Here is a 19438-nt window from a genome sequence, read left to right as displayed (position 1 = left end):
GTCACCGTACCCGAGCGCTCCGACGGCCGGTTCCCGCCGCCCGTACCTCACCCCTGGCTGGTGACCTCCGCCCTGCTCCGCCCCGAATCCTCGGCGACCTCCCCGGCGTCGCTGTCGCCGCCGTCGTTCCTGTCGTCGTCGGGGAGTGCCGGCAGTGGTGCCGGGGGACCGGGGTGTCCGACCGCCTTCACCACGGCCACCGCCACCGCCGTGGTCAGCGGAATCGCCAGCACCAGGCCGATCGAGGCGACCAGCGTACGGACGATCTCCTCGGCGATCTGCGCACTGGTCAGTACGGCGAGCACCGGCCGGTCGTACGCGTTGATCAGCAGCATGATCGGCAACGCGGCGCCGGCGTAGGCGAACGCGATCGTGTAGACGGTCGACGCGATGTGGTCACGGCCGATCTGCATGGCGCTGGTGAACAGCTTGCGGGCCGATCGGTCCGGGGCGAGCTGGTGCAGCTCCCAGACCGCCGACGACTGGGTGATCGTGACGTCGTTGAGCACGCCCAGCCCGGCCACGATGATGCCGCAGAGCACGATCCCGGAGAGGTCTACCTGTCCGTTGTAGACGGCAAGTGCGACTCCGTCCGCGTCACCGAGCCCGGTCAGGTGCGCCGCGCCCGCCGCCCACAGCCCGATCCCGGCCGTGGCCAGCAGCCCGAACAGGGTTCCGACCAGCGCGGTGGTGGTGCGCGCGGAGAAGCCGTGCGCCAGGTAGAGGACGACGAACATGATCGCCGCGGCGCCGACCAGGCCGACCAGCAGGCCGGACTCGCCAACCAGTAGCGCGGGCAGCATGAACTTGACGATGACCAGGTACGCGACGCCGAGCCCGATCAGTGCCTTCAGCCCCCGCATCCTGGCTACCGCGACGACGAGCAGCGCGAACACCGCCGCGAGGATGCCGATCGGGACGGTACGGGCGAAGTCGTAGAAGGCGTACATGGCCGGGCCGGTCTGGTGGTTGAAGACCCGTACGACCTTGATCCGGTCGCCGGGTTCGAGCCCGCTGCGGTACGACTCCGCCGGCACCTCCACGGTCACGATGCCGTCGCGTTCCGGACCGGTCTCCAGTCGTGCCTGCACGGTGGCGCAGGTGACCATGCGGGGACCGGATTCGGGGCCGGTACGTTGTCCGGGCGCCGGGCACTCGTACGGTGCGACGGTCTGGACCGTCGCCTCCGGATGGCTGAGGTCGCGCCCCGCGGTGCCGGGACTCGCACCCGACACCTGCTTGCCCCCCGGCCAGAGCAGCACCAGCCCGACCAGTGTCAACACCGCCAACGGCGCAAGCACCACCGCAAGCAGCACAAACACCCGCCGCCCCGGCGCCCCCGCAGCCCCCGCCTCTCCCACCCGTCCATGCAAATGCATCTACAACTCCGCCATCCTGCTCAGGTCCCGCCGCCAACCGCGTTGATCATGAAGTTAGCGACGCCTGGAGGGCCCTGGGAGGTTGCTAACTTCATGATCAACGCGGTTGGTCGGGTGGTTGGGGTGTGGCCGCCGGCCTGGGAGGGGCGGCGGCCACACGGGGGTGGTGAGGGGTTAGCTCTTGGGGACGTTCAGGGTCTTTTCCTGCACCGTGCCTGTGTTGCCGGCGATGTCGACGGTTAGCCAGCGGACGGTGGTCTTCGCGGTGATGGTGATCCGCTCCGGACCCTCCCGGTAACCGGCGAAGCCGAGCTTCAGCGACGACGTGGTCGGCTCGCTGCCGTCCAGGGTGTAGTAGACGTTCGCCGCCTCACTGGTGGTGAAGGTGAAGTCGGTCGTACCGGCGCCCTTGCTCTTCACGACCAGCTCGGCCGTCGGCTTGGACTTGTCCGCCGCGTACGCCTTGGCCACCTCGAGGATCGCGATCTGGCCGCTGGAGAACTCCATGGCCTCCTCGTGACCCTCGCTGAAGTCCGGCTGGAAACCGACCGCGTCCCAACGGTTGGTGGCCGGGTTGTACTTGTCCGCACCGACCTCGAAGTTCCAGGCGATGATGCCCTTGTTGTACCAGTGCGCGTCGGCGCTGTTACCGGCCGCCGAGTAGAGCACGTCGGTGGTCGGACCGGTACGACCCGGCCAGATCGCCGTACCCCGGTGGGACTGGACCGCGTTGAGGATCTTCGACGAGGCGTTCCAGAAGTAGTTCTCGGTACCGAAGTCGGTCCGGGGGAGCACCTCACGACCGGCGGTCTTGTACGCACCCGGCGCCCACATGAAGTACCCACCGTACGAGTGGGTGTTCATCGAGAACTTGATGTTCGGGTACGTGTTGATCAGCCAGTCCTCGTTCTTGGCCTCCGGCTCGGACTGCTCGCTCGGGCCGGCGTAGGTGCCGCTGGTGCAGCTCGACGACGCACCGTTGTAGCCGTCGAACAGCGAACCGGCGTTCTGGTTGCGGTTCAGGTCGACGCCCCAGGAGTTGCGGTTGGCCGGGTCGGCGGCGTTCACGGGGCAGTGGTTGGTCATGTTCTTACGCTGCGAGTTGAAGTCGTACATGCTGTAGTGCGCGCCGTCCGGGTTGACCACCGGCAGGATGAAGATGTCCAGACCGTTGACCAGGTTGCGGGTCTTGGTGTCCCGCTCGTAGTTGCGCAGCAGCCGCTCGGCGGTCTCCAGACAGGTGATCGGGGTGACCCACTCCCGCGCGTGCTGCTGGCAGTAGAGGTACACGCCCGGCTTGGAGCCGTCCTTGGCCCGGCCGATCCGCAGCGCCTTCATCTGGAACGGCTCGCGGGAGATGCTCGCCGGTGCCTGGAGGTTGTCGCTGAGCCGGGTCACCCCGGCGGCGGCGACCAGGCCGGTGCCGGCGTTGCCGCGGTAGGTGCTCGCGGTCAGCAGGGCGGAGGCGGCGGCGTCCGCGTTCAGCGCGGCCACCACCTGGGCGGCGGTGCTGCTCGGGGCCCCGGCGGCGTCGGTGGCCAGCGAGACCATCACGGTCTTGCCGGCGACCAGTACGGTCAGCGACTGGTTGGCCGCACCCGGGTTCACCAGCGACACGGTGGTGTCGTTACCGCCCTCGTGCCCCCACGCCTTGGTGGTGACGTAGAAGGTGCTCGCCGCCGCGGTGCCGAACTGGGCCTGCGCCTGGCGACGGTACCCGTTGGTCAGGTTCGGCAGGTCGATGATCTGCGTGATGTTCGGGAACTCGGCCGCGAGCCCGGTGATCCGCTCGGTGATCTCCGTCGGGTCCATGTAGTGGTCGACGAAGTCCGACACGTAGTGCTCGCCCGGCGCCTCCTTCGGCTTGCCCAGCCACTGGGTCACCGAAGCCTTGACGGTGCCGCCCTTGCTGCTGGTGAAGGTCACCTTGTTCGGCTCGGGGGTGTTCAGCGCCAGCGGGGAGGTGAACCGGTGGTACATGTACTCGCCGGCATCGGTGAACCGGGACATGGTGGCGGTGCCACCGGAGGCCGGCGGGGTGTTCATGCCGGTGTCCCAGCTCGCGCTGATCACGGTGGCGGAGTCGGCGCCCGCGTCGGACTTGATCTCGAACGAGAGGAAGCGGTTGCCGTCGAGGCTGGTGAACCACTCCGCCCGCAGCACGGTGAGCGAGTCGGCTTCGAGCGCCAGCGCCTCGGTGGCCGCGATCGCGGCCTTGCGCTCGGCCACGTTGGCCCGGTAGTCGTCCTGGTCGGAGATCTTGCCCTGGACGTCGAAGCCCAGGCCACGCAGGGCCTCGGTCTCCTCCGGGCTCAGCACGGCGTGCACCTCGATGCCGTTGTCCAGCGGCTTGCTGTACTCGACGAGGTCGACCCCGAGGTCGGCGAGCTTGTCGACCTCACCCTTGTCGGCGGCGACGATGCGCATGAGCGCGACGCCGTTCTGCTCGGTGCTGGACTTCCGGGTCGGCTCCACCTGTCCGTTGTCGGCGGAGTTGGCGAGGCTGGGCAGGGCGCCCAGGACGAGGGCTGCGGGCACGGTGAGTAGTGCTACCAGCCGACTGACTCTGGCCGGTTTTCTGATACTCCTCATGAGAGGTTCCTCCGGTCGAGGCGTGCACGGAAACCGCCCACGGCAGGTCGATTACCGGGGCGGTACGGGAAGATCACGCAGTTGGCCGAAGTGTGTTGTGCCTCGCATCGGTTGTCAAGATTCATTGATGGCTCGCCGATTGATCAATTTCTGGCCAGCGGCCGATCGTCGGTACCGAGGTGTCCGTGCGCGGGACCATAGATCATCCGAAGGTGCCACCCGTACCGGCTGAGGATCATCCCGGCGTACGGGCCTGCGTGGCGGCCGGGGACCGCTGCCACCGGGCCAGGACACCTCTGCGTGACCGCGCGCTTGATCACCTAGGGTCATCCACAGTGGAAAGACGTACTTACGGCCGCCGGGTGGATGTGCGGGTGAGCAGCCACATGAGATAGCCGCCGCCCAGCGCCCCGGTGACCAGGCCGACCGGGATCTGGAACGGGGCCAGGGCCCGCTGGGCGAGCAGGTCCGCACCGAGCAGGAGCAGCGCGCCCATCATCGCCGAGGGAATCAGCGGCATGCTCGGCGCTCGGGTCAGCCGGCGGGCCAGTTGAGGCGCGGCCAGGGCCAGGAAGCCGATCGGGCCGGCTGCGGTGATGGCGGCGGCGGCCAGCGTCACGCCGCACAGCAGCAGCATCAGCCGGCTCCGGTTGACCGGTACGCCGAGTCCGGCGGCGATGTCGTCGCCGAGTTCCAGGGCACGCAGCCGGGGCCCGAGAACCATGGTGACGGGCACCAGTACGGCCAGCGCGACCGCCAGCGGTACGACGTTTCGCCAGGCGATGGCGTTGAGACTGCCGAAGAGCCAGGTCTTGGCCGCCTGCGCCTGTTCCAGTTCGGCCCGGGTGAGCAGGTAGTCGTTCACCGAGGCGAGCATGGCGCCGATCCCGATGCCGACCAGGATCAGCCGTTGCCCGTGGATGCCCTGTGCGTACGCGAGCATGTAGACGGCGATGGCGGTGGCGAACCCGCCGAGGAGCGTACCGAGGACCAGGGTGCCGGAGGTCTCGCCGACGACCAGGATCACCACCAGGGCACCGCTGGCCGATCCGGTGGTGAAGCCGATGATGTCCGGGCTGCCGAGCGGGTTGCGGGACAGGCTCTGGAAGATGGCGCCGGACAGCCCCAGCGCCGTGCCGACCAGGAGTGCGGCGACGGCACGGGGCAGCCGCAGGTCGAGCACGATCAGGCGGCTGGTGCGGTCCCCGCCGCCGGTGAGGACGTGCCACACCTGGGCCGGGTCGAGCGCGTACTCGCCGGTGGCCATGGTGACGGCCCAGATCGCCGCGCAGGCGAGCAGCAGCGCCGCGACCGTGGCGGCGGACCGCCGGTGGTAGCGGATCGCGATCCGGCCGGGGCCGCGGAGCACCCGGGGCGCGGTCACGCTCGACCGGCCCGGCGGCGCATGACCAGTCCCAGCAGCACCGGGGCGCCGACGAACGCGGTGACGATGCCGACCTCGAGTTCGCCGGGCCGGGCCACCACCCGGCCGAGGATGTCGCTGCCCAGGACCAGGATCGGCGCGGTGAGCAGCGAGTACGGCAGCACCCACCGTTGGTCGACTCCCACGACCAGCCGTACGGCGTGCGGGATCACCAGCCCGACGAACCCGATCGGGCCGGCGGCGGCGGTGGCCGCGCCGCAGAGCAGGGTGACCGAGGTGAAGGCGACCAGGCGCATCCGTACCGCCGGCACGCCGAGTGACCGGCCGACGTCCTCGCCGAGTGCCATCGCGTTGAGTTGCCGGGGCAGGGTGAGGGCGAGCAGCACACCGACGGCCAGGAACGGTGCGATCCGGCCGAGGGTCTGCGCGTCGCGGCTGTCCAGCGAGCCGACCACCCAGAACCGGTAGGAGTCGAAGGCGGTGGAGTTGAACATGGTGATGATGCCGGTGCAGGCGCCGAGGCTGGCCGAGAGTGCGGCGCCGGCCAGTACGAGCCGGATCTGACCGGCGGGTCCGGCACTTCGCCCGCCGAGGCCGAACACCACCAGGGCGGCCAGTGCCGCGCCGAGGAACGCGAACCAGACGTAGCCGGTGACCTGGGTGACTCCGAAGACGGCGATCGCGGTCACCACCGCGAAGGCGGCGCCGGCGTTGACCCCGAGGATGCCCGGATCGGCCAGCGGGTTGTTGGTCAGGGCCTGCATCACGGCGCCGGCGAGTCCGAGCGCCGCGCCGACCGCGACCCCGAGCATCGTACGGGGCATCCGTAGCTGCCAGACCACGATGGAGTCCCGGCTGCCGTCGGGATGCCAGAGCACGCGCCAGACGTCCGGCAGGGCGATCGTCCGGGAGCCCAGCGCCACGCTCACCGTCACCAGCAGGACGAGCACCGCGACGGCGACGAGCAGCCCCGCGATCCGGCCGCTCCAGAGTCGTCGTGACGACCCTCCGGCGACCGGTTCCGGCGGCCGTGGAGCGGGCGGCCGGCTCGGTGGCACGGTCCCGTCGATGTCGGCCCGGTGGGGAGTCGCCGTGCCGGCGCCCGGGTATCTGCTGAGGTCAGGGGGCACGGCCAGAAAATATCACGGGCCGAGGTTAGGCTAAGCTAACCTGGTGATCTTGATGAATTCCAGCACTCGCAAGCGGGCCCGTGCCCTTTCGCTCGCCGCCCTTTCCGGAGTTGTCGCCGTTGCTCTGGCCGCCGGTTGCGCCGGTTCGCCCGATTCGGAGGCGACGGCGGACAGCGCTGCCCCGGCGGCTGCGCCGACCACCTTCACCGCACCCCGTACGGTCCCCGCCGGGATGGGCAGTGACGCGGCCGACGGCGTCTTTCCCCGTACGGTCGGGCATTTCGCCGGCAGCACCACCGTCCCCCGGCAGCCGGCCAGGGTCGTGGTGCTCTCCACCGGGCAGCTCGACGGGTTGCTGACCCTGGGGGTCGTCCCGGTTGCCGCCACCCGTGGTGACGACGCCGCCCTGGTGCCCGCCTACCTGACCACCGCCTTCCCCCAGTACGCCGCGCAGGTCGCGCAGATCAGCGACGTCGGCGGTCGGGGCGAGCCGAACCTGGAGGCGGTGGCGCAGGTCAAGCCGGACCTGATCCTGATGAACTCCTCGGTCCTCAAGGGCGACGTGTACAAGGCGGCGTCCGCGATCGCGCCGACGGTGGTGACCGAGGGCACCGGGGTGAACTGGAAGCAGGACTTCCTGCTGATCGCGGCGGCGGCCGGGCGGTCCGCGCAGGCGCAGGGGATCCTGGACACCTTCCACACCGACGCCGCCGGGCTCGGCCGGTCGCTGGGCAAGTCGGCGACGGTCTCGTTCCTGAGGGTCAACGGCGACCGGACCCGGATCTTCGGGGTTGCCTCGTTCACCGGCAGCATCGCCGAGGACGCCGGCCTGGCCCGGCCGAAGAGCCAGCAGTTCGACAAGACCTCCCAGGACATCAGCAACGAGCAGCTCGACCTGGCGGACGCGGACTGGCTGTTCTACGGGGTGCAGGGCGGCGCGGCGAAGGCCGATGCGCTTACCCGGGCGCCGATCTGGCCGACCCTCGAGGCGGTCGTGGCGAAGCGGGCGGTCGCGGTCGACGACGACCCCTGGTACCTGAACGCCGGCCCGACCGCTGCCCGGTTGGTGCTGGACCAGCTCCGTACCAGCCTCGGGAGCTGAGCTTTTGGCATCTTTCATCCGAATTAATTGCTTCGAGATGTGCTTCCCTTTGCGCCAGACTGCCCGGTGACAGCAGGGTCCCGGTGGGCCGGGCGGCTCCGGGTCGGAATCGGGGCGGTTCCGACCCTGAGTGAGTGCCATTTCATTTGTGAGTGAGTTGCTCACTCAGTTAAGGTCGCCCCGTGAACACCTCCCCGAGCGGGATCTCGTCCGAGCCGGGCCAACCGCCACAGTGCGGTCCCGGCTCCGGTCGAGCCCGGCCGCTGCCACCGGACGAGCGCCGCGCCGCGTTGATCGCCGCCACGCTGCCGCTGGTCGGCGAGTACGGCACCAAGGTCACCACCCGGCAGATCGCCGAGGCCGCGGGCGTCGCCGAGGGGACGATCTTCCGTGTCTTCCCGGACAAACGGGCCCTCATCGAGGCGACGGTCGCCGCCGCGCTGGACCCGGAGCCTGACTGGACGGAGTTCGCCAAGGTCGATTCGACCCTGCCGCTACGCGAACGGCTGGTCGAGGCGACCGGAATCATCCAACGGCGGCTGCTCAGGGTGATCAACCTCGTCACCGCCCTCGGCCCGCACAGCCAGCCGCCCGACCGGGAGGCCCACCGCGCCACGGTCCGGTCGACCAACGAGCGGATCCAGGCCGAGATCGCCCGGATTGTCGAACCAGACGGTGACCAGTTTCGTTTCACCGTGGGGGAGGTGGCCCGGCTACTCCGGCTGCTGGCCTTCTCCGGCTCCCATCCCATGATCACCGATGGTGATCCGATGACCGCGGAGCAGATCGTGTCCGTACTGCTCGATGGCGTTCGCCAACACCAGCCGGATCCGTCATGACCGGCCGCCGCATCTCTGATTCGGGGGGTCACCGATGCTGACTCGTCTACTCCGTACCTACCTGCAGCCGTACCGACGACCGCTCACCTACGTGGTGCTGCTGCAACTCGTCGGCACCATGGCCTCGCTCTACCTGCCGAGCCTCAACGCCGACATCATCGACAAGGGCATCGCCCGGGGCGACACCGGCTACATCCTGCACACCGGCGGCTGGATGCTGCTGGTCAGCGGCGTACAGATCGCCTGCTCGATCGCGGCCGTCTATTTCGGCGCCCGGACCGCGATGAGTTTCGGCCGGGACGTACGCACGGCGATCTTCGGCCGGGTGATGAGCTTCTCCGCCCGCGAGGTCGGCCAGTTCGGCGCACCATCGCTGATCACGCGGAACACCAACGACGTGCAACAGGTGCAGATGCTGGTCGTGGTGAGCTGCACCCTGCTCGTCGCGGCTCCGATCACCTGCGTCGGCGGTGTGATCATGGCGATGCGCGAGGACATCGGCCTCTCCTGGCTGATGGTCGTCTGCGTACCGGTGCTGGTGCTGTCCATCGGGCTGATCATCCGCAAGATGGTGCCCCAGTTCCGGCTGATGCAGACCCGGATCGACACGGTCAACCGGGTGCTGCGCGAGCAGATCACCGGCATCCGGGTCGTCCGCGCGTTCGTCCGGGAGCCGTACGAGACCCGCCGGTTCGACACCGCCAACGCCGACCTGACCGCGACCGCGCTGCGTACGGGCCGGCTGATGGCACTGATCTTCCCGATCGTGATGCTGGTGCTCAACGCCTCCAGCGTCGCGGTGCTCTGGTTCGGGGCCTCCCGGATCGACGCGGGCCAGATCCAGATCGGCGCGCTGACCGCCTTCCTGAGCTACCTGATGCTGACCCTGATGTCGGTCATGATGGCGACCTTCATGCTGATGATGGTGCCGCGCGCCGCGGTCTGCGCCGAGCGGATCGTCGAGGTGCTCGACACCGACTCCTCGGTCGTCCCGCCACCGCAACCGGTCACCGAGGTCACCACCCACGGCGAACTCGAACTGCGCGACGTCCAGTTCCAGTACCCGGGTGCGGCGGCCCCGGTCCTGCGGGACATCTCGTTCCGAGCCCACGCCGGCCAGACCACGGCGATCATCGGCAGCACCGGAGCGGGCAAGACCACCCTGCTCGGCCTGGTGCCCCGACTCTTCGACGCGACCGGCGGCACCGTGCTGGTGGACGGCGTCGACGTACGCGAACTCTCGCCGGACATCCTGTGGCAGCGGATCGGGTTGGTGCCCCAGCGCCCGTACCTGTTCTCCGGCACCATCGCGAGCAACCTGCGCTACGGCAACCCGGACGCGACCGACGACGACCTCTGGACCAGCCTGGAGATCGCACAGGCCCGCGACTTCGTCGAGGCGCTGCCGGAGGGACTGGAGGCACCGATCGCCCAGGGCGGGACGAACCTCTCCGGTGGCCAGCGACAACGGCTGGCGATCGCCCGCGCGCTGGTCCGCAAGCCGGAGATCTACCTCTTCGACGACTCGTTCTCCGCGCTCGACCTCGGCACCGACGCCCGGCTGCGGGCCGCACTGCGGCCGGTCACCTCGGACGCCGCCGTGGTGATCGTGGCGCAGCGGGTTTCGACCATCGTCGACGCCGACCGGATCATCGTCCTGGAGGACGGGGCGATCGTCGGGGTCGGCCGCCACCAGGAACTGATCGACACCTGCCCCACGTACGCCGAGATCGTGGAATCCCAGCTCAGCGTGGCGGCGGTCGCGTGACCAGCCAGCCGGCACCAGACCAGACACGGAGTACGGGGATGAGCCAGAAGACCACCGGTACCGCGCCGGCCCGGCTGCCCGAGGCCGGACGGCGCGGCGGCGGCCCGCCCTGGATGGGCGCGGGCATGCCGGCCGAGAAGTCGATGAACTTCCTGCCCTCGGCCAAGCGGCTGATGGGTCGGCTGCGGCCGCACCGGTTGCAGCTCATCGGGGTGATCACGCTCGTGATCGCCAGCGTGAGCCTCAGCGTCATCGGTCCGAAGATCCTCGGCCACGCCACCGACATCATCTTCTCCGGCGTGATCGGCAAGCAGTTGCCGCCGGGGACGACCACCGAGCAGGCGGTCGAGGGGGCACGGGCGGCCGGCAACGACTCGTTCGCCGACATCATCGCCAAGGCGAACGTGGTGCCCGGGGTGGGCATCGACTTCGACCGGCTCGGCCGGGTGCTCCTGCTGGTGATGATCCTCTTCGCCGGTGCCAGCCTGCTCTCCTGGCTGGCCGGCTACATCCTCAACGGGGTGGTGCAGCGGACCATCCGCCGGCTCCGGTCCGACGTCGAGGACAAGCTCAACCGGTTGCCGCTGCCGTACTTCGACAAGCAGCCCCGGGGTGAACTGCTCAGCCGGGTGACCAACGACATCGACAACATCTCGACGAGCCTGCAGCAGACGCTGAGCCAGTTGCTCACCTCACTGCTGACCGTGGTCGGCGTGGTGGTCATGATGTTCGTGATCTCGCCCCTGCTGGCGGTGGTCGCGCTGGTCGCGGTGCCGTTGTCGGTCTGGGTGACCAAGCAGATCGCCAAGCGGTCGCAGAAGCAGTTCGTCGCCCAGTGGAAGCACACCGGGGCGCTGAACGGCCAGATCGAGGAGGCGTTCACCGGCCACGAGCTGGTCAAGGTGTTCGGCCGGCAGCGCGAGATCGAGGCGTCCTTCGCCGCGAAGAACGACGAGCTGTTCAAGGCGAGCTTCGGCGCCCAGTTCGTCTCCGGCATCATCATGCCGTCGATGATGTTCATCGGGAACCTGAGCTACGTGGCGATCGCGGTGATCGGCGGCCTCCGGGTCGCCTCGGGCGCGATGAGCCTCGGTGACGTCCAGGCGTTCATCCAGTACTCGCGGCAGTTCACCCAGCCGCTGACCCAGGTGGCGTCGATGGCGAACCTGCTCCAGTCCGGGGTCGCCTCGGCGGAGCGGGTCTTCGACCTTCTCGACGCCGAGGAGCAGAGCCCCGACCCGGTGCGACCGACCCCGCTCACCGACCGGCACGGCCGGGTCGAGTTCGAACGGGTCTCCTTCCGGTACGAGCACGACAAGCCGCTGATCGAGGACCTGTCGTTGGTGGCCGAGCCGGGTCACACGGTGGCGATCGTCGGACCCACCGGTGCGGGCAAGACCACGCTGGTCAACCTGGTCATGCGCTTCTACGAGCTGGACGGTGGCCGGATCACCCTGGACGGGGTCGATCTCACCGACCTGAGTCGGGACACGCTGCGCTCCGAGATCGGCATGGTGCTCCAGGACACCTGGTTGTTCGGCGGCACGATCCGGCAGAACATCGCGTACGGCAATCCGGAGGCGAGCGAGGAGGAGATCCTCGCGGCGGCCAGGGCGACCTTCGTCGACCGGTTCGTACGCAGCCTCCCCGACGGTTACGACACGGTGATCGACGAGGAGGGGAGCAACGTCAGCGCCGGTGAGAAGCAGCTCATCACGATCGCCCGCGCGTTCCTGTCCAACCCGTCGTTGCTGATCCTGGACGAGGCGACGAGTTCGGTGGACACCCGTACGGAGGTGTTGTTGCAGCGGGCGATGGCCGCGCTGCGCTCGGACCGGACCAGTTTCGTGATCGCGCACCGGCTGTCGACCATCCGGGACGCGCACCTGATCCTGGTGATGGAGAGCGGTCGGATCGTCGAGCAGGGCACCCATGCGGAGCTGCTGGCCGTGGAGGGGGCGTACCACCGGCTCTACCACGCGCAGTTCTCGCAGCCGGCGGTCGAGGTGGACGAGGCCGTACCGGCACCGGCGGGTCCCGCCGGCGCGATGTTGCGGCAGCGCTAGCGCTGTTCCCGGTCGACGGGTCGTGTCGATCCGAGGCGGCGGCCCGCGGTGATCGCGGGTCGCCGCCGGTCGTGGCCTAGGCGGTGACCTCTTCGCCGACGAGGTTTCCCTTCATGAGCCACGTCGGGCCTTCGGCGTAGGTGCTGGCCTCGGCGAAGAACGCGCTGAAGTAGGGACCGCTGGCGTGGGCGTTGAAGGCGTCGGCGTCCGCGTAGGCCTCGTTCAGGTAGAAGACGTTCGGGTTCTCCTCGTCCGCGAGGACCTCGAACCGACGGGAGCCGGGCTCGTTGGCGAGGGAGTCACGCCCGGTCTTCTTGGCGACCCGGACGAAGTCGTCGCGGTGCTCCGGCTGGACGGTGAAGGAAACGAGGAACTGGTACATGAGGCAGCCTCTCTAGCTTGATCTGATGCCAGGACACGTCACCGACCGGGCCTGGTGCCATCACCGCAGGGTGAGCCCGAACCGGTTCAGTGGTTGAACTGGTTCACCGTAGCACGCGCACGGTTCAATGGTTGAACTAGTGAGGTAGGGTGGGAACATGCCTCTCCCCAGCACCTACGCGGACCGCAACTGCTCGCTCGCGCGAACGTTGGAGGTGATCGGGGAGCGCTGGACCCTTCTCATCGTCCGCGACGCGTTCTACGGGGTACGCCGTTTCGGCGACTTCGCCACCCAACTCGGGATTCCCCGCGCGATCCTGACCAGCCGGCTGAAGTCCCTCGTGCAGGAGGGTGTGCTCACCCGTGACGATGAAGTGGCCGGAACCGTCGAGTACCGGCTGACCACCAAGGGCATCGCACTGTGGCCGATCGTCCACGGGCTGATGAACTGGGGGGACGAGTTCTACTCCCCGGCGGGAGTGAAACGCACCCTCAGCCACGATCAGGACCGAGGTCCGCTCGACCACGAGGGACGCTGCCAGGAATGCGGTGTGGTCGTCCCGGTCCCGGAGATCCGGGTCGAACCCGGACCCGGCTTCGACCGCACGGACCCCGTCCACGATCCGGTGTCCAGGGCGATCAACACGCCGCGACGACTCCTTGAACCGATCATGACCACGCGCATACCCCGGGCCAGCGAAAGCTAACTCGGCACGACGAGGGAGCTCGACCGGCCGAGTTCCCGTGTCGGTTCCTTTCTCGCCCGTGTCCGGATCGTGCTGCCGTGCCGGGCTCGATCGGTGGGATGTCCCGGGCGGTACGGGGACGCGTACCGCCCGGGACGGGGGCAGGGCTCAGGCGACCTGGGTCAGTCGCCACCTCTGGTTGGCGCCACCGCTACAGGTCCACTGGATCAGCGTCGCGCCGTCGGCGAGGGAGTTGCCGTTGACGTCCAGGCAGAGACCGGAGTGCGCGGCCCTGAGTTCGTAGACGCCGGTGGAGGTCGCCACCGGCTGCCACCGCTGGTTCGCCGCGGTGCCGCAGGTGACCTGGGTGATCCCGGTGCCGGTGGCGGTGGAGCCGCCGGTCACCGCCATGCACTTGCCGCTGTGTACGGCCTTGAGCTGCACCGTGCCGCCACCGGCGTCGACCGCCTGCCAGCGCTGGTTGGTGCCACCGGTCGCCGCCCACTGGTGCACCACCGCACCGTCGGCCGTCGACTGCCCGTTGACGTCGGCGAGTTTGCCGCTGGACGTCGCGGTGAGCGTCCAGGTCCGGCCGGCGATGCCACCCGACGGGGTGGTGCCGACACCGGCGCCGCCGAAGGTGAACGAGTCGAGGTCGAAGTTGTTGTCCACCGACGACTTGAACACCATGTACAGCTTGTGCGTACCGGACAGGGCGCTGACCGGTACGGCGGGCTGGCTCACGTACGTGTCCCAGCCTCCGGTGCTCGCCACCGGCGCGGTTGCCAGCAGTTGACCCGTGGGCGAGTCTGCCCGCAGTTCGATCGAGCCACCGCCGGTCGGGCTCGACAGCCGGTAGCTGACCGAGGTGATGCCCTGCAGGCTCATCGGATCGAACATGACCCAGTCGTTGTTGCTGACGTCGCCGATCCGCTTGCCGCTCTCCGCCCCGGCCTGGTCGACCACCCGGGTGCCGGACTGGCCGGTGAAGTATTCCGCCTGCTTGTGCTTCGGTTGCAGGATCGAGTTGGCGTAACCGGTCAGCCGGGCCACCGTACCGGCACCGTTGTCCTGGTAGCGGGCGTTGAGCACGTAGTACAGGTTCGCCCCGTCGGGGTGTCCGCCGAGCAGCTCGGTGGAGACGTTGCCGGAGCACCCGGCGTAGTCACTGGTCGGGTGTTGGTGGTCGTCGTGCCCCAGGGCGGGGTTCATGAACACCTGGGCGCAGTTGACCGCACCGTCCTCCGGATCGGTCACCGACACGGTGTACGCGACCTGCTGACCGAAGTCGAGCATGCCGCCGTTGGGCGGTCCGGTGATGGCGACCGTCGGTGCGGTGTTGCCGACCGTGATCGGTACGTTGGCGAAGGCGCTCTTGCCGGTGTTGTCGGTGACGGTCAACCGGGCGGTGATGTTGCCGTTGGCGGTGTAGACCCTCGACGGGTTCGCCGCCGTCGAGTCGGTCGTGCCGTTCCCGTCGAGATCCCAGGCGTACGTGATGACGTCACCCGGATCCGGGTCGTACGAGCCCGCGCTGGAGAACTGCACGGTCAGCGGCGTACGGCCGTTGTTCGGGGTGGCGGTGGCCTTGGCGATCGGTGAGCGGTCGCCACTGGAGTAGTCGATCCGGTAGAGCCCGGAGTCGTTGTTCCCGCCGCCGAAGTTCGCCCCCCACTCCAGCACGTAGAGCGAACCGTCCGGCCCGAACCGCATGTCCATCGGCTTGTTGAAGAAGGCGGTCGGCAGGAACGGGTTGATCTTCACCAGGGCGCCGGTGGAGTCGAAGTGGATTTCCTTGACGTAGTTGCGGGCCCACTCGTAGAAGAAGTGCACCCCGTTGTAGTAGGCCGGGAACTTGGTCGGTGAGGTGGACGCGGCGTTGTACCGGTAGACCGGCCCGCCCATCGGGGCCGCTCCGCCCTCACCCAGCTCCGGGAACTGCGGCGAGACGCCGTAGCCGTACCAGACCTGGGGTTGGACCAGCGGGGGCAGGGTGGTGAGACCGGTGTTGTTCGGCGAGTTGTTGACCGGGGCGTTGCAGTTGAACTTCGCCCCGACCACCCCCGTGTCCGGGTTGTACGGCGCGTACGCCTGGTTGTTGCCGTGGCAGAACGGCCAGCCGAAGTTGCCGGCCTGCTTGATCACGTTGATCTCGACCAGCCCCTCCGGTCCCCGGTTGGTGGTCGGACCGCCCCGGTCGGGTCCGTAGTCGGCCATGTTGATCCAGCCGGTCTGCGGGTCGACCTGGAAGCGGAACGGGTTGCGGAAGCCCATCGCGTAGATCTCCGGCCGGGTGTTCGCCGTGCCGGGGGAGAAGAGGTTGCCGCTCGGGATGGTGTAGGTGCCGCCGGCCTCGGGGTGGATCCGCAGGATCTTGCCGCGCAGGTCGTTGGTGTTGCCGGCGGAGCGGGCCGCGTCAAGGAACGACCTGCCCGACCGCCAGTCCAGCGGGGCGTAACCCTGCCAGGCCGGGTCGTAGTTCGGGGGCGTGTCGTCGCCGACCGACAGGTAGAGGTTGCCGCCGGGGCCGAAGGCGACGTACCCGCCGGTGTGGCCCGGTTCCGGATTGGTCCGCGACCGGTACGCCGGGACGTCGAGCAGCACCCGTTCGCTGGCCGGGTCGAGGGTGTCGCCGTTGACGGTGAACCGGGACAGCCGGTTGATGTCGGTGGTGGCGGCCGACGGCGAGTAGTAGAGGTAGATCCATTTGTTGGTCGCGAAGTTCGGGTCCAGTGCCATCCCGACCAGGCCGTCCTCACCCCCGGTGTAGACGCTCAGCGTGCCGGAGGTGACGGTGGAGTTGTTCGACGGCTTGAAGATCTTCAGTTGTCCGGCGCGCTGGACGTAGAAGACCCGGCCGTCGGCGGCGATGTCGAGCGCCATCGGGTCGGCGGTGTTCTCGTCCAGGGCGACCTTCTCGAAGTTGCCCCAGATCGTGCCGCCGCAGTCGCCGGGCTTGTCACCGGCGGCCCACTGCACGCCACCGAGGAGGTGTTGGCGGAACAGCGTTTCGCTGTACGACGAGGCGGCGTGACCCATGGCGGTGGTCCAGACCCGCCCGCCCTCGGCCTCGCGGCACCAGGAGATCGGGTGGTCCGCGCCCATCGCCGCGCCGCCCGGGTCGTACGTCCGTTCGTCGGCGGTGACCAGCACGTGTACGTCGCCGCGCGGGTTGCGGTCGAAGTTGTACCACTCCTCGCTGCGGTTCCACCGGTCCGGCAGGCCGACGGTCGACGGGTGTGCCTTGTCCGCGACGTGTGCGGTGCCCGGCAGTACGCCGGGGGAGTGCGCGGGCATGTGCGCGCCGCCGTTGACCAGGTTGTCCCACCAGGGATAGGTGGCCTCGATGCCCATGTCGGTGGCGTTGTGGATGGCCGCGATGCCCCCTCCGGCGGCGACGTAGCCCTGGATCGCCTGGCGTTGGGCCTCGTTGTCCCAGACCATGCCGGAGGTCTGGAACATGATCACGACGTCGAAGGTGGCCAGGTTGGCCGGGGTGAAGACCGCCGAGTCCTCGGAGGCGACGACGGTGAAGCCGTTCTCGGCCGCGAGCTGGTTGAACATGGTGATGCCGGCCGGAATGGAGTCGTGCCGGTAGCCGGCGGTCTCGGAGAAGAGCAGCGCGCGGAACGGCGCGGCGGCGGCCGGTCGGGCCGGCAGTACGAGGAACGTCAGGACGACGGCGGACAGGGTGACCAACACTGAGAAACGGCGACGCATGCCGTCTCCTCTCGACGGGCAGCGGTGGTGGTGGTACCGCTGGAATGCGCCGCCGATCGGGGGACCGTCCCCCACGCATTCGTTTTGCAACAACAGGTTGCCGTCAAGCATCGATATAAGTCAATGTCTGAATTGGCATTGCGGATACGAGGAAAAGGGCAGGTGGCAGCCACCCGGCGGGGACTGTCGTCGGGTGCGTCGGGAGCCGGTCAGAGTCCGGCCCGAGCCGGCGTCTCCCGCCCCAGCAGCAGCGCCCGGAGGAAGGCCAGCCCCGCGGTCGCCAACTCGTCCTGGCTCGGCGCGAGGGGTCGCCAGATCGCCGCCGCGGTCGCGATCGTACGGTTCTCCGAGGTGAACGACTCGATGCACAGCGGCCCCGAGTAGCCCACCTCGGTCAGCGCGTCGATGATGCCGGGCCAGTCGAGATGGTCACTGCCGGGCGCTCCCCGGTCGTTCGCGCAGACCTGCACGTGCGCCAACCACCGGCCGGCGGTACGCAGCGCCGCGGGCAGGTCACGTTCCTCGATGTTCATGTGGAACGTGTCCAGGGCCAGCCCCAGACCGGGGCTGTCCACCGCGGCCACCACCTCCAGACCCTGCTCCACGGTGTTGATCAGGCTCGTCTCGAACCGGTTCAGCGGTTCCAGGGCGAGCGTGACCCGATGTGCCGCCGCCTCGTCGGCGAGCGGGCGCAACCGGTCGACCAGCCGCCGGATCGTCGCCCGCCGGCCGATCGGGTCGAGCGGCCAGGTCCGCCCGACCGGGGCGTAGATCGGCCCGGCCACCACCCGGGCGCCGATCCGGGCCGCCGCCCGTACGCAGGCTCGCAGGTAGTCGGCGGTGCCGGCGGCCACGTCGGGGTCGTCGGTCACCAGGTCCCGCCCCGGCGGCATGACCGCGCAGGTGGTGGCGCCCAGCCCGAGCGAGGCCAGCAGGTCCGCGGTACGTCCGGGATCCCAGTCGCCCGGCGACTCGATCGGCAGTTCGATCGTGTCGAAGCCCCAGCCGGCGATCCGCGGGGCGAGCGCGGCGAGCCGTTCGTCGGTGAGCGGGGAGACCCAGATCCAGGTGTTGGCGCCGATGCCGTACACGCTGCTCCTTCCGGTGGGTCGGGGCCCGGCGGCGGCACCGCCGGGCCCCGGTCGACGACGCGGTTACTTGCCGCCCCAGTCGGCGGGGAAGCCGGGCATCTTCTCGCAGCCGCACAGGGCGTAGTGCAGCGGCGGCATGTCCGGCAGGACGTACTGGGCGAGGTTGGCGTCGGTGATGGTCGGCTGCGGCAGCACCCACTCCTTCGGCACCTGCTTGCCGGCGAGGATGTCCACCGCCGCGATCACCGGCGTACGCCACTGGTAGGTCGGGTACGTGGCCGCGATCGCGGTCAGTTTCTTGTCCTGCCAGATCTTCAGGAAGTCCTGCTGGTCCTCGCCGTTGATCGGTGGGATCTCCGCACCGGCGTCCTCGAACGCCTCGATCGCGGCGACCGTGGTGGCCCCGGCGTCCATCCAGACACCGTCGATCGAGCCGAACCGCTCGATGTAGTCGTTCACGATGGTCTTCACCTTGGCCGCGTCCCCGTCGGTGAACTCCACCCCGACCACGTTGGCGTCCGCCTGGTCGAAGATCACCTTCGCTGCCGACCAGCGGGTCTCCAGTACGTCGACCCCGGGCAGGATGCGCAGGGCGAGGATCTTGCCGCCCTTCTTGACCTTCCCGACCAGGAACTCGGCTGCGGTTGCCCCGAACGCGTAGCCGCCGATCGGGTGGATGAACGTCGTCGCGCAGTCGGTCTCCACACCCCGGTCGAAGACCACCACCGGCAGCCCGGCCGCGCAGGCCTTCTCGACCGCCGGGGTGAGCGCCTTGGTGGTGTTCGGCGACACGATCAGCGCACTGCACCTCTTGCCGGCGATCAGCCCCTCGATGTCGCTGATCTGCTTCTCGTCCTTGCCCTCGGCGTCGACCGCGGTGAGCGTGACGCCCGGATGCAGTTTCGCCTCGGCCTGCATGGTGGTCCAGCCGACCTGTCGCCAGGGGTTGTTCACCGCCGCGTTGGAGAAGCAGATGTTGTGCGGTCCGGCTTTGGTGAACTTCGCGGTGTCGGTCAGCTGCGGGGCGATGGCCTGCAACCACGGTGAGTCGGCCGGGCCGGTCGCGGCCATGTCCCGCTGCTTGACCTGTTCGTCGTAGTCGGCCTGGACGAAGAACGACGACTGGTTGCCGGTGCCGCTGCCGGCCGGTCCGCCGTCGCCCTCCGCTCCGTCCTCCGGTGCGGTGGAATTGCAGCCGGCCAGGGCCAGCACCGCTGCCGCGCCGAGCGCGAGGCGGCGCAGTGTGGTGGGTGAACGCATCGGGCCTTTCTCCTTCCGATTCGGGAACGCGGAGTTCTTC

Annotated in this window: 13 protein-coding genes; 5 read left to right on the top strand and 8 right to left on the bottom strand. The window is 69.1% G+C overall.

What is annotated here, in order from left to right:
- Nucleotides 1–47 precede the first annotated feature (47 nt).
- The 4 genes from OIE47_RS36225 to OIE47_RS36210 all read right to left on the bottom strand — a co-directional run bounded on the left by OIE47_RS36225 (nucleotide 48) and on the right by OIE47_RS36210 (nucleotide 6305).
- The gene (locus tag OIE47_RS36225) at nucleotides 48–1322 is read right to left on the bottom strand and encodes a YibE/F family protein (RefSeq protein WP_326559057.1); all 1275 of its coding nucleotides are present in this window, start codon (nucleotides 1320–1322) and stop codon (nucleotides 48–50) included.
- A gap of 231 nt (nucleotides 1323–1553) precedes the next feature.
- Nucleotides 1554–3917 (bottom strand): M14 family zinc carboxypeptidase, encoded by a 2364-nt coding sequence (locus OIE47_RS36220; RefSeq protein WP_326559056.1) that lies wholly within the window; start codon nucleotides 3915–3917, stop codon nucleotides 1554–1556.
- Between the two features lie 403 nt (nucleotides 3918–4320).
- Entirely contained in the window at nucleotides 4321–5355 is a 1035-nt protein-coding gene (locus tag OIE47_RS36215; protein ID WP_326559055.1) for a FecCD family ABC transporter permease, read from the bottom strand.
- The gene (locus tag OIE47_RS36210) at nucleotides 5352–6305 is read right to left on the bottom strand and encodes a FecCD family ABC transporter permease (RefSeq protein ID WP_442792203.1); all 954 of its coding nucleotides are present in this window, start codon (nucleotides 6303–6305) and stop codon (nucleotides 5352–5354) included. The genes OIE47_RS36215 and OIE47_RS36210 overlap by 4 nt, the downstream gene beginning before the upstream one ends.
- A gap of 232 nt (nucleotides 6306–6537) precedes the next feature.
- On the opposite strand from OIE47_RS36210, the gene OIE47_RS36205 reads away from it, so the two are divergent.
- The 4 genes from OIE47_RS36205 (at nucleotide 6538) to OIE47_RS36190 (ending at nucleotide 12260) form a co-directional block, all read left to right on the top strand.
- Nucleotides 6538–7587, top strand: a complete 1050-nt coding sequence (locus tag OIE47_RS36205; RefSeq protein ID WP_326559053.1) for an iron-siderophore ABC transporter substrate-binding protein — start codon at nucleotides 6538–6540, stop codon at nucleotides 7585–7587.
- Nucleotides 7588–7769: 182 nt separating this feature from the next.
- Complete coding sequence (locus tag OIE47_RS36200; RefSeq protein ID WP_326559052.1) at nucleotides 7770–8426, top strand: TetR/AcrR family transcriptional regulator; 657 nt, start codon at nucleotides 7770–7772, stop codon at nucleotides 8424–8426.
- A gap of 34 nt (nucleotides 8427–8460) precedes the next feature.
- Complete coding sequence (locus OIE47_RS36195; RefSeq protein ID WP_326559051.1) at nucleotides 8461–10194, top strand: ABC transporter ATP-binding protein; 1734 nt, start codon at nucleotides 8461–8463, stop codon at nucleotides 10192–10194.
- 38 nt (nucleotides 10195–10232) lie between these two features.
- Entirely contained in the window at nucleotides 10233–12260 is a 2028-nt protein-coding gene (locus tag OIE47_RS36190; protein ID WP_326559050.1) for an ABC transporter ATP-binding protein, read from the top strand.
- 76 nt (nucleotides 12261–12336) lie between these two features.
- Here OIE47_RS36190 and OIE47_RS36185 read toward each other — a convergent pair whose 3' ends face one another.
- Nucleotides 12337–12642, bottom strand: coding sequence for a putative quinol monooxygenase (locus tag OIE47_RS36185; protein ID WP_326559049.1), 306 nt, complete (start codon nucleotides 12640–12642; stop codon nucleotides 12337–12339).
- Between the two features lie 157 nt (nucleotides 12643–12799).
- On the opposite strand from OIE47_RS36185, the gene OIE47_RS36180 reads away from it, so the two are divergent.
- Nucleotides 12800–13348 carry a winged helix-turn-helix transcriptional regulator gene (locus OIE47_RS36180; RefSeq protein WP_326559048.1) on the top strand — a complete coding sequence of 183 codons (549 nt, stop codon included), beginning with the start codon at nucleotides 12800–12802 and terminating at the stop codon, nucleotides 13346–13348.
- 147 nt (nucleotides 13349–13495) lie between these two features.
- Here the strand turns inward: OIE47_RS36180 and OIE47_RS36175 are convergent, their stop codons facing one another.
- The 3 genes from OIE47_RS36175 to OIE47_RS36165 all read right to left on the bottom strand — a co-directional run bounded on the left by OIE47_RS36175 (nucleotide 13496) and on the right by OIE47_RS36165 (nucleotide 19398).
- A complete protein-coding gene (locus OIE47_RS36175; protein WP_326559047.1) occupies nucleotides 13496–17047 on the bottom strand; it encodes a ThuA domain-containing protein in 3552 nt (1183 codons plus the stop codon).
- A 209-nt stretch (nucleotides 17048–17256) separates the two neighbouring features.
- Nucleotides 17257–18138, bottom strand: coding sequence for a sugar phosphate isomerase/epimerase family protein (locus tag OIE47_RS36170; RefSeq protein ID WP_326559046.1), 882 nt, complete (start codon nucleotides 18136–18138; stop codon nucleotides 17257–17259).
- Between the two features lie 63 nt (nucleotides 18139–18201).
- Nucleotides 18202–19398 carry an ABC transporter substrate-binding protein gene (locus OIE47_RS36165; RefSeq protein WP_326559045.1) on the bottom strand — a complete coding sequence of 399 codons (1197 nt, stop codon included), beginning with the start codon at nucleotides 19396–19398 and terminating at the stop codon, nucleotides 18202–18204.
- Nucleotides 19399–19438: the final 40 nt, after the last annotated feature.

This window comes from Micromonospora sp. NBC_01796 (assembly GCF_035917455.1).
Classification (GTDB): Bacteria; Actinomycetota; Actinomycetes; order Mycobacteriales; family Micromonosporaceae; genus Micromonospora_G.
The sequence above is the reverse complement of the archived record's forward strand: the minus strand, read 5'-3'. Positions and strand labels throughout refer to the sequence as shown.

Coding starts and splice junctions, on each gene's coding strand:
- OIE47_RS36205 (WP_326559053.1), top strand. CDS start 6,538: ATGAATTCCAGCACTCGCAAGCGGGCCCGTGCCCTTTCGCTCGCCGCC.
- OIE47_RS36165 (WP_326559045.1), bottom strand. CDS start 19,398: ATGCGTTCACCCACCACACTGCGCCGCCTCGCGCTCGGCGCGGCAGCG.
- OIE47_RS36195 (WP_326559051.1), top strand. CDS start 8,461: ATGCTGACTCGTCTACTCCGTACCTACCTGCAGCCGTACCGACGACCG.
- OIE47_RS36190 (WP_326559050.1), top strand. CDS start 10,233: ATGAGCCAGAAGACCACCGGTACCGCGCCGGCCCGGCTGCCCGAGGCC.
- OIE47_RS36185 (WP_326559049.1), bottom strand. CDS start 12,642: ATGTACCAGTTCCTCGTTTCCTTCACCGTCCAGCCGGAGCACCGCGAC.
- OIE47_RS36180 (WP_326559048.1), top strand. CDS start 12,800: ATGCCTCTCCCCAGCACCTACGCGGACCGCAACTGCTCGCTCGCGCGA.
- OIE47_RS36175 (WP_326559047.1), bottom strand. CDS start 17,047: ATGCGTCGCCGTTTCTCAGTGTTGGTCACCCTGTCCGCCGTCGTCCTG.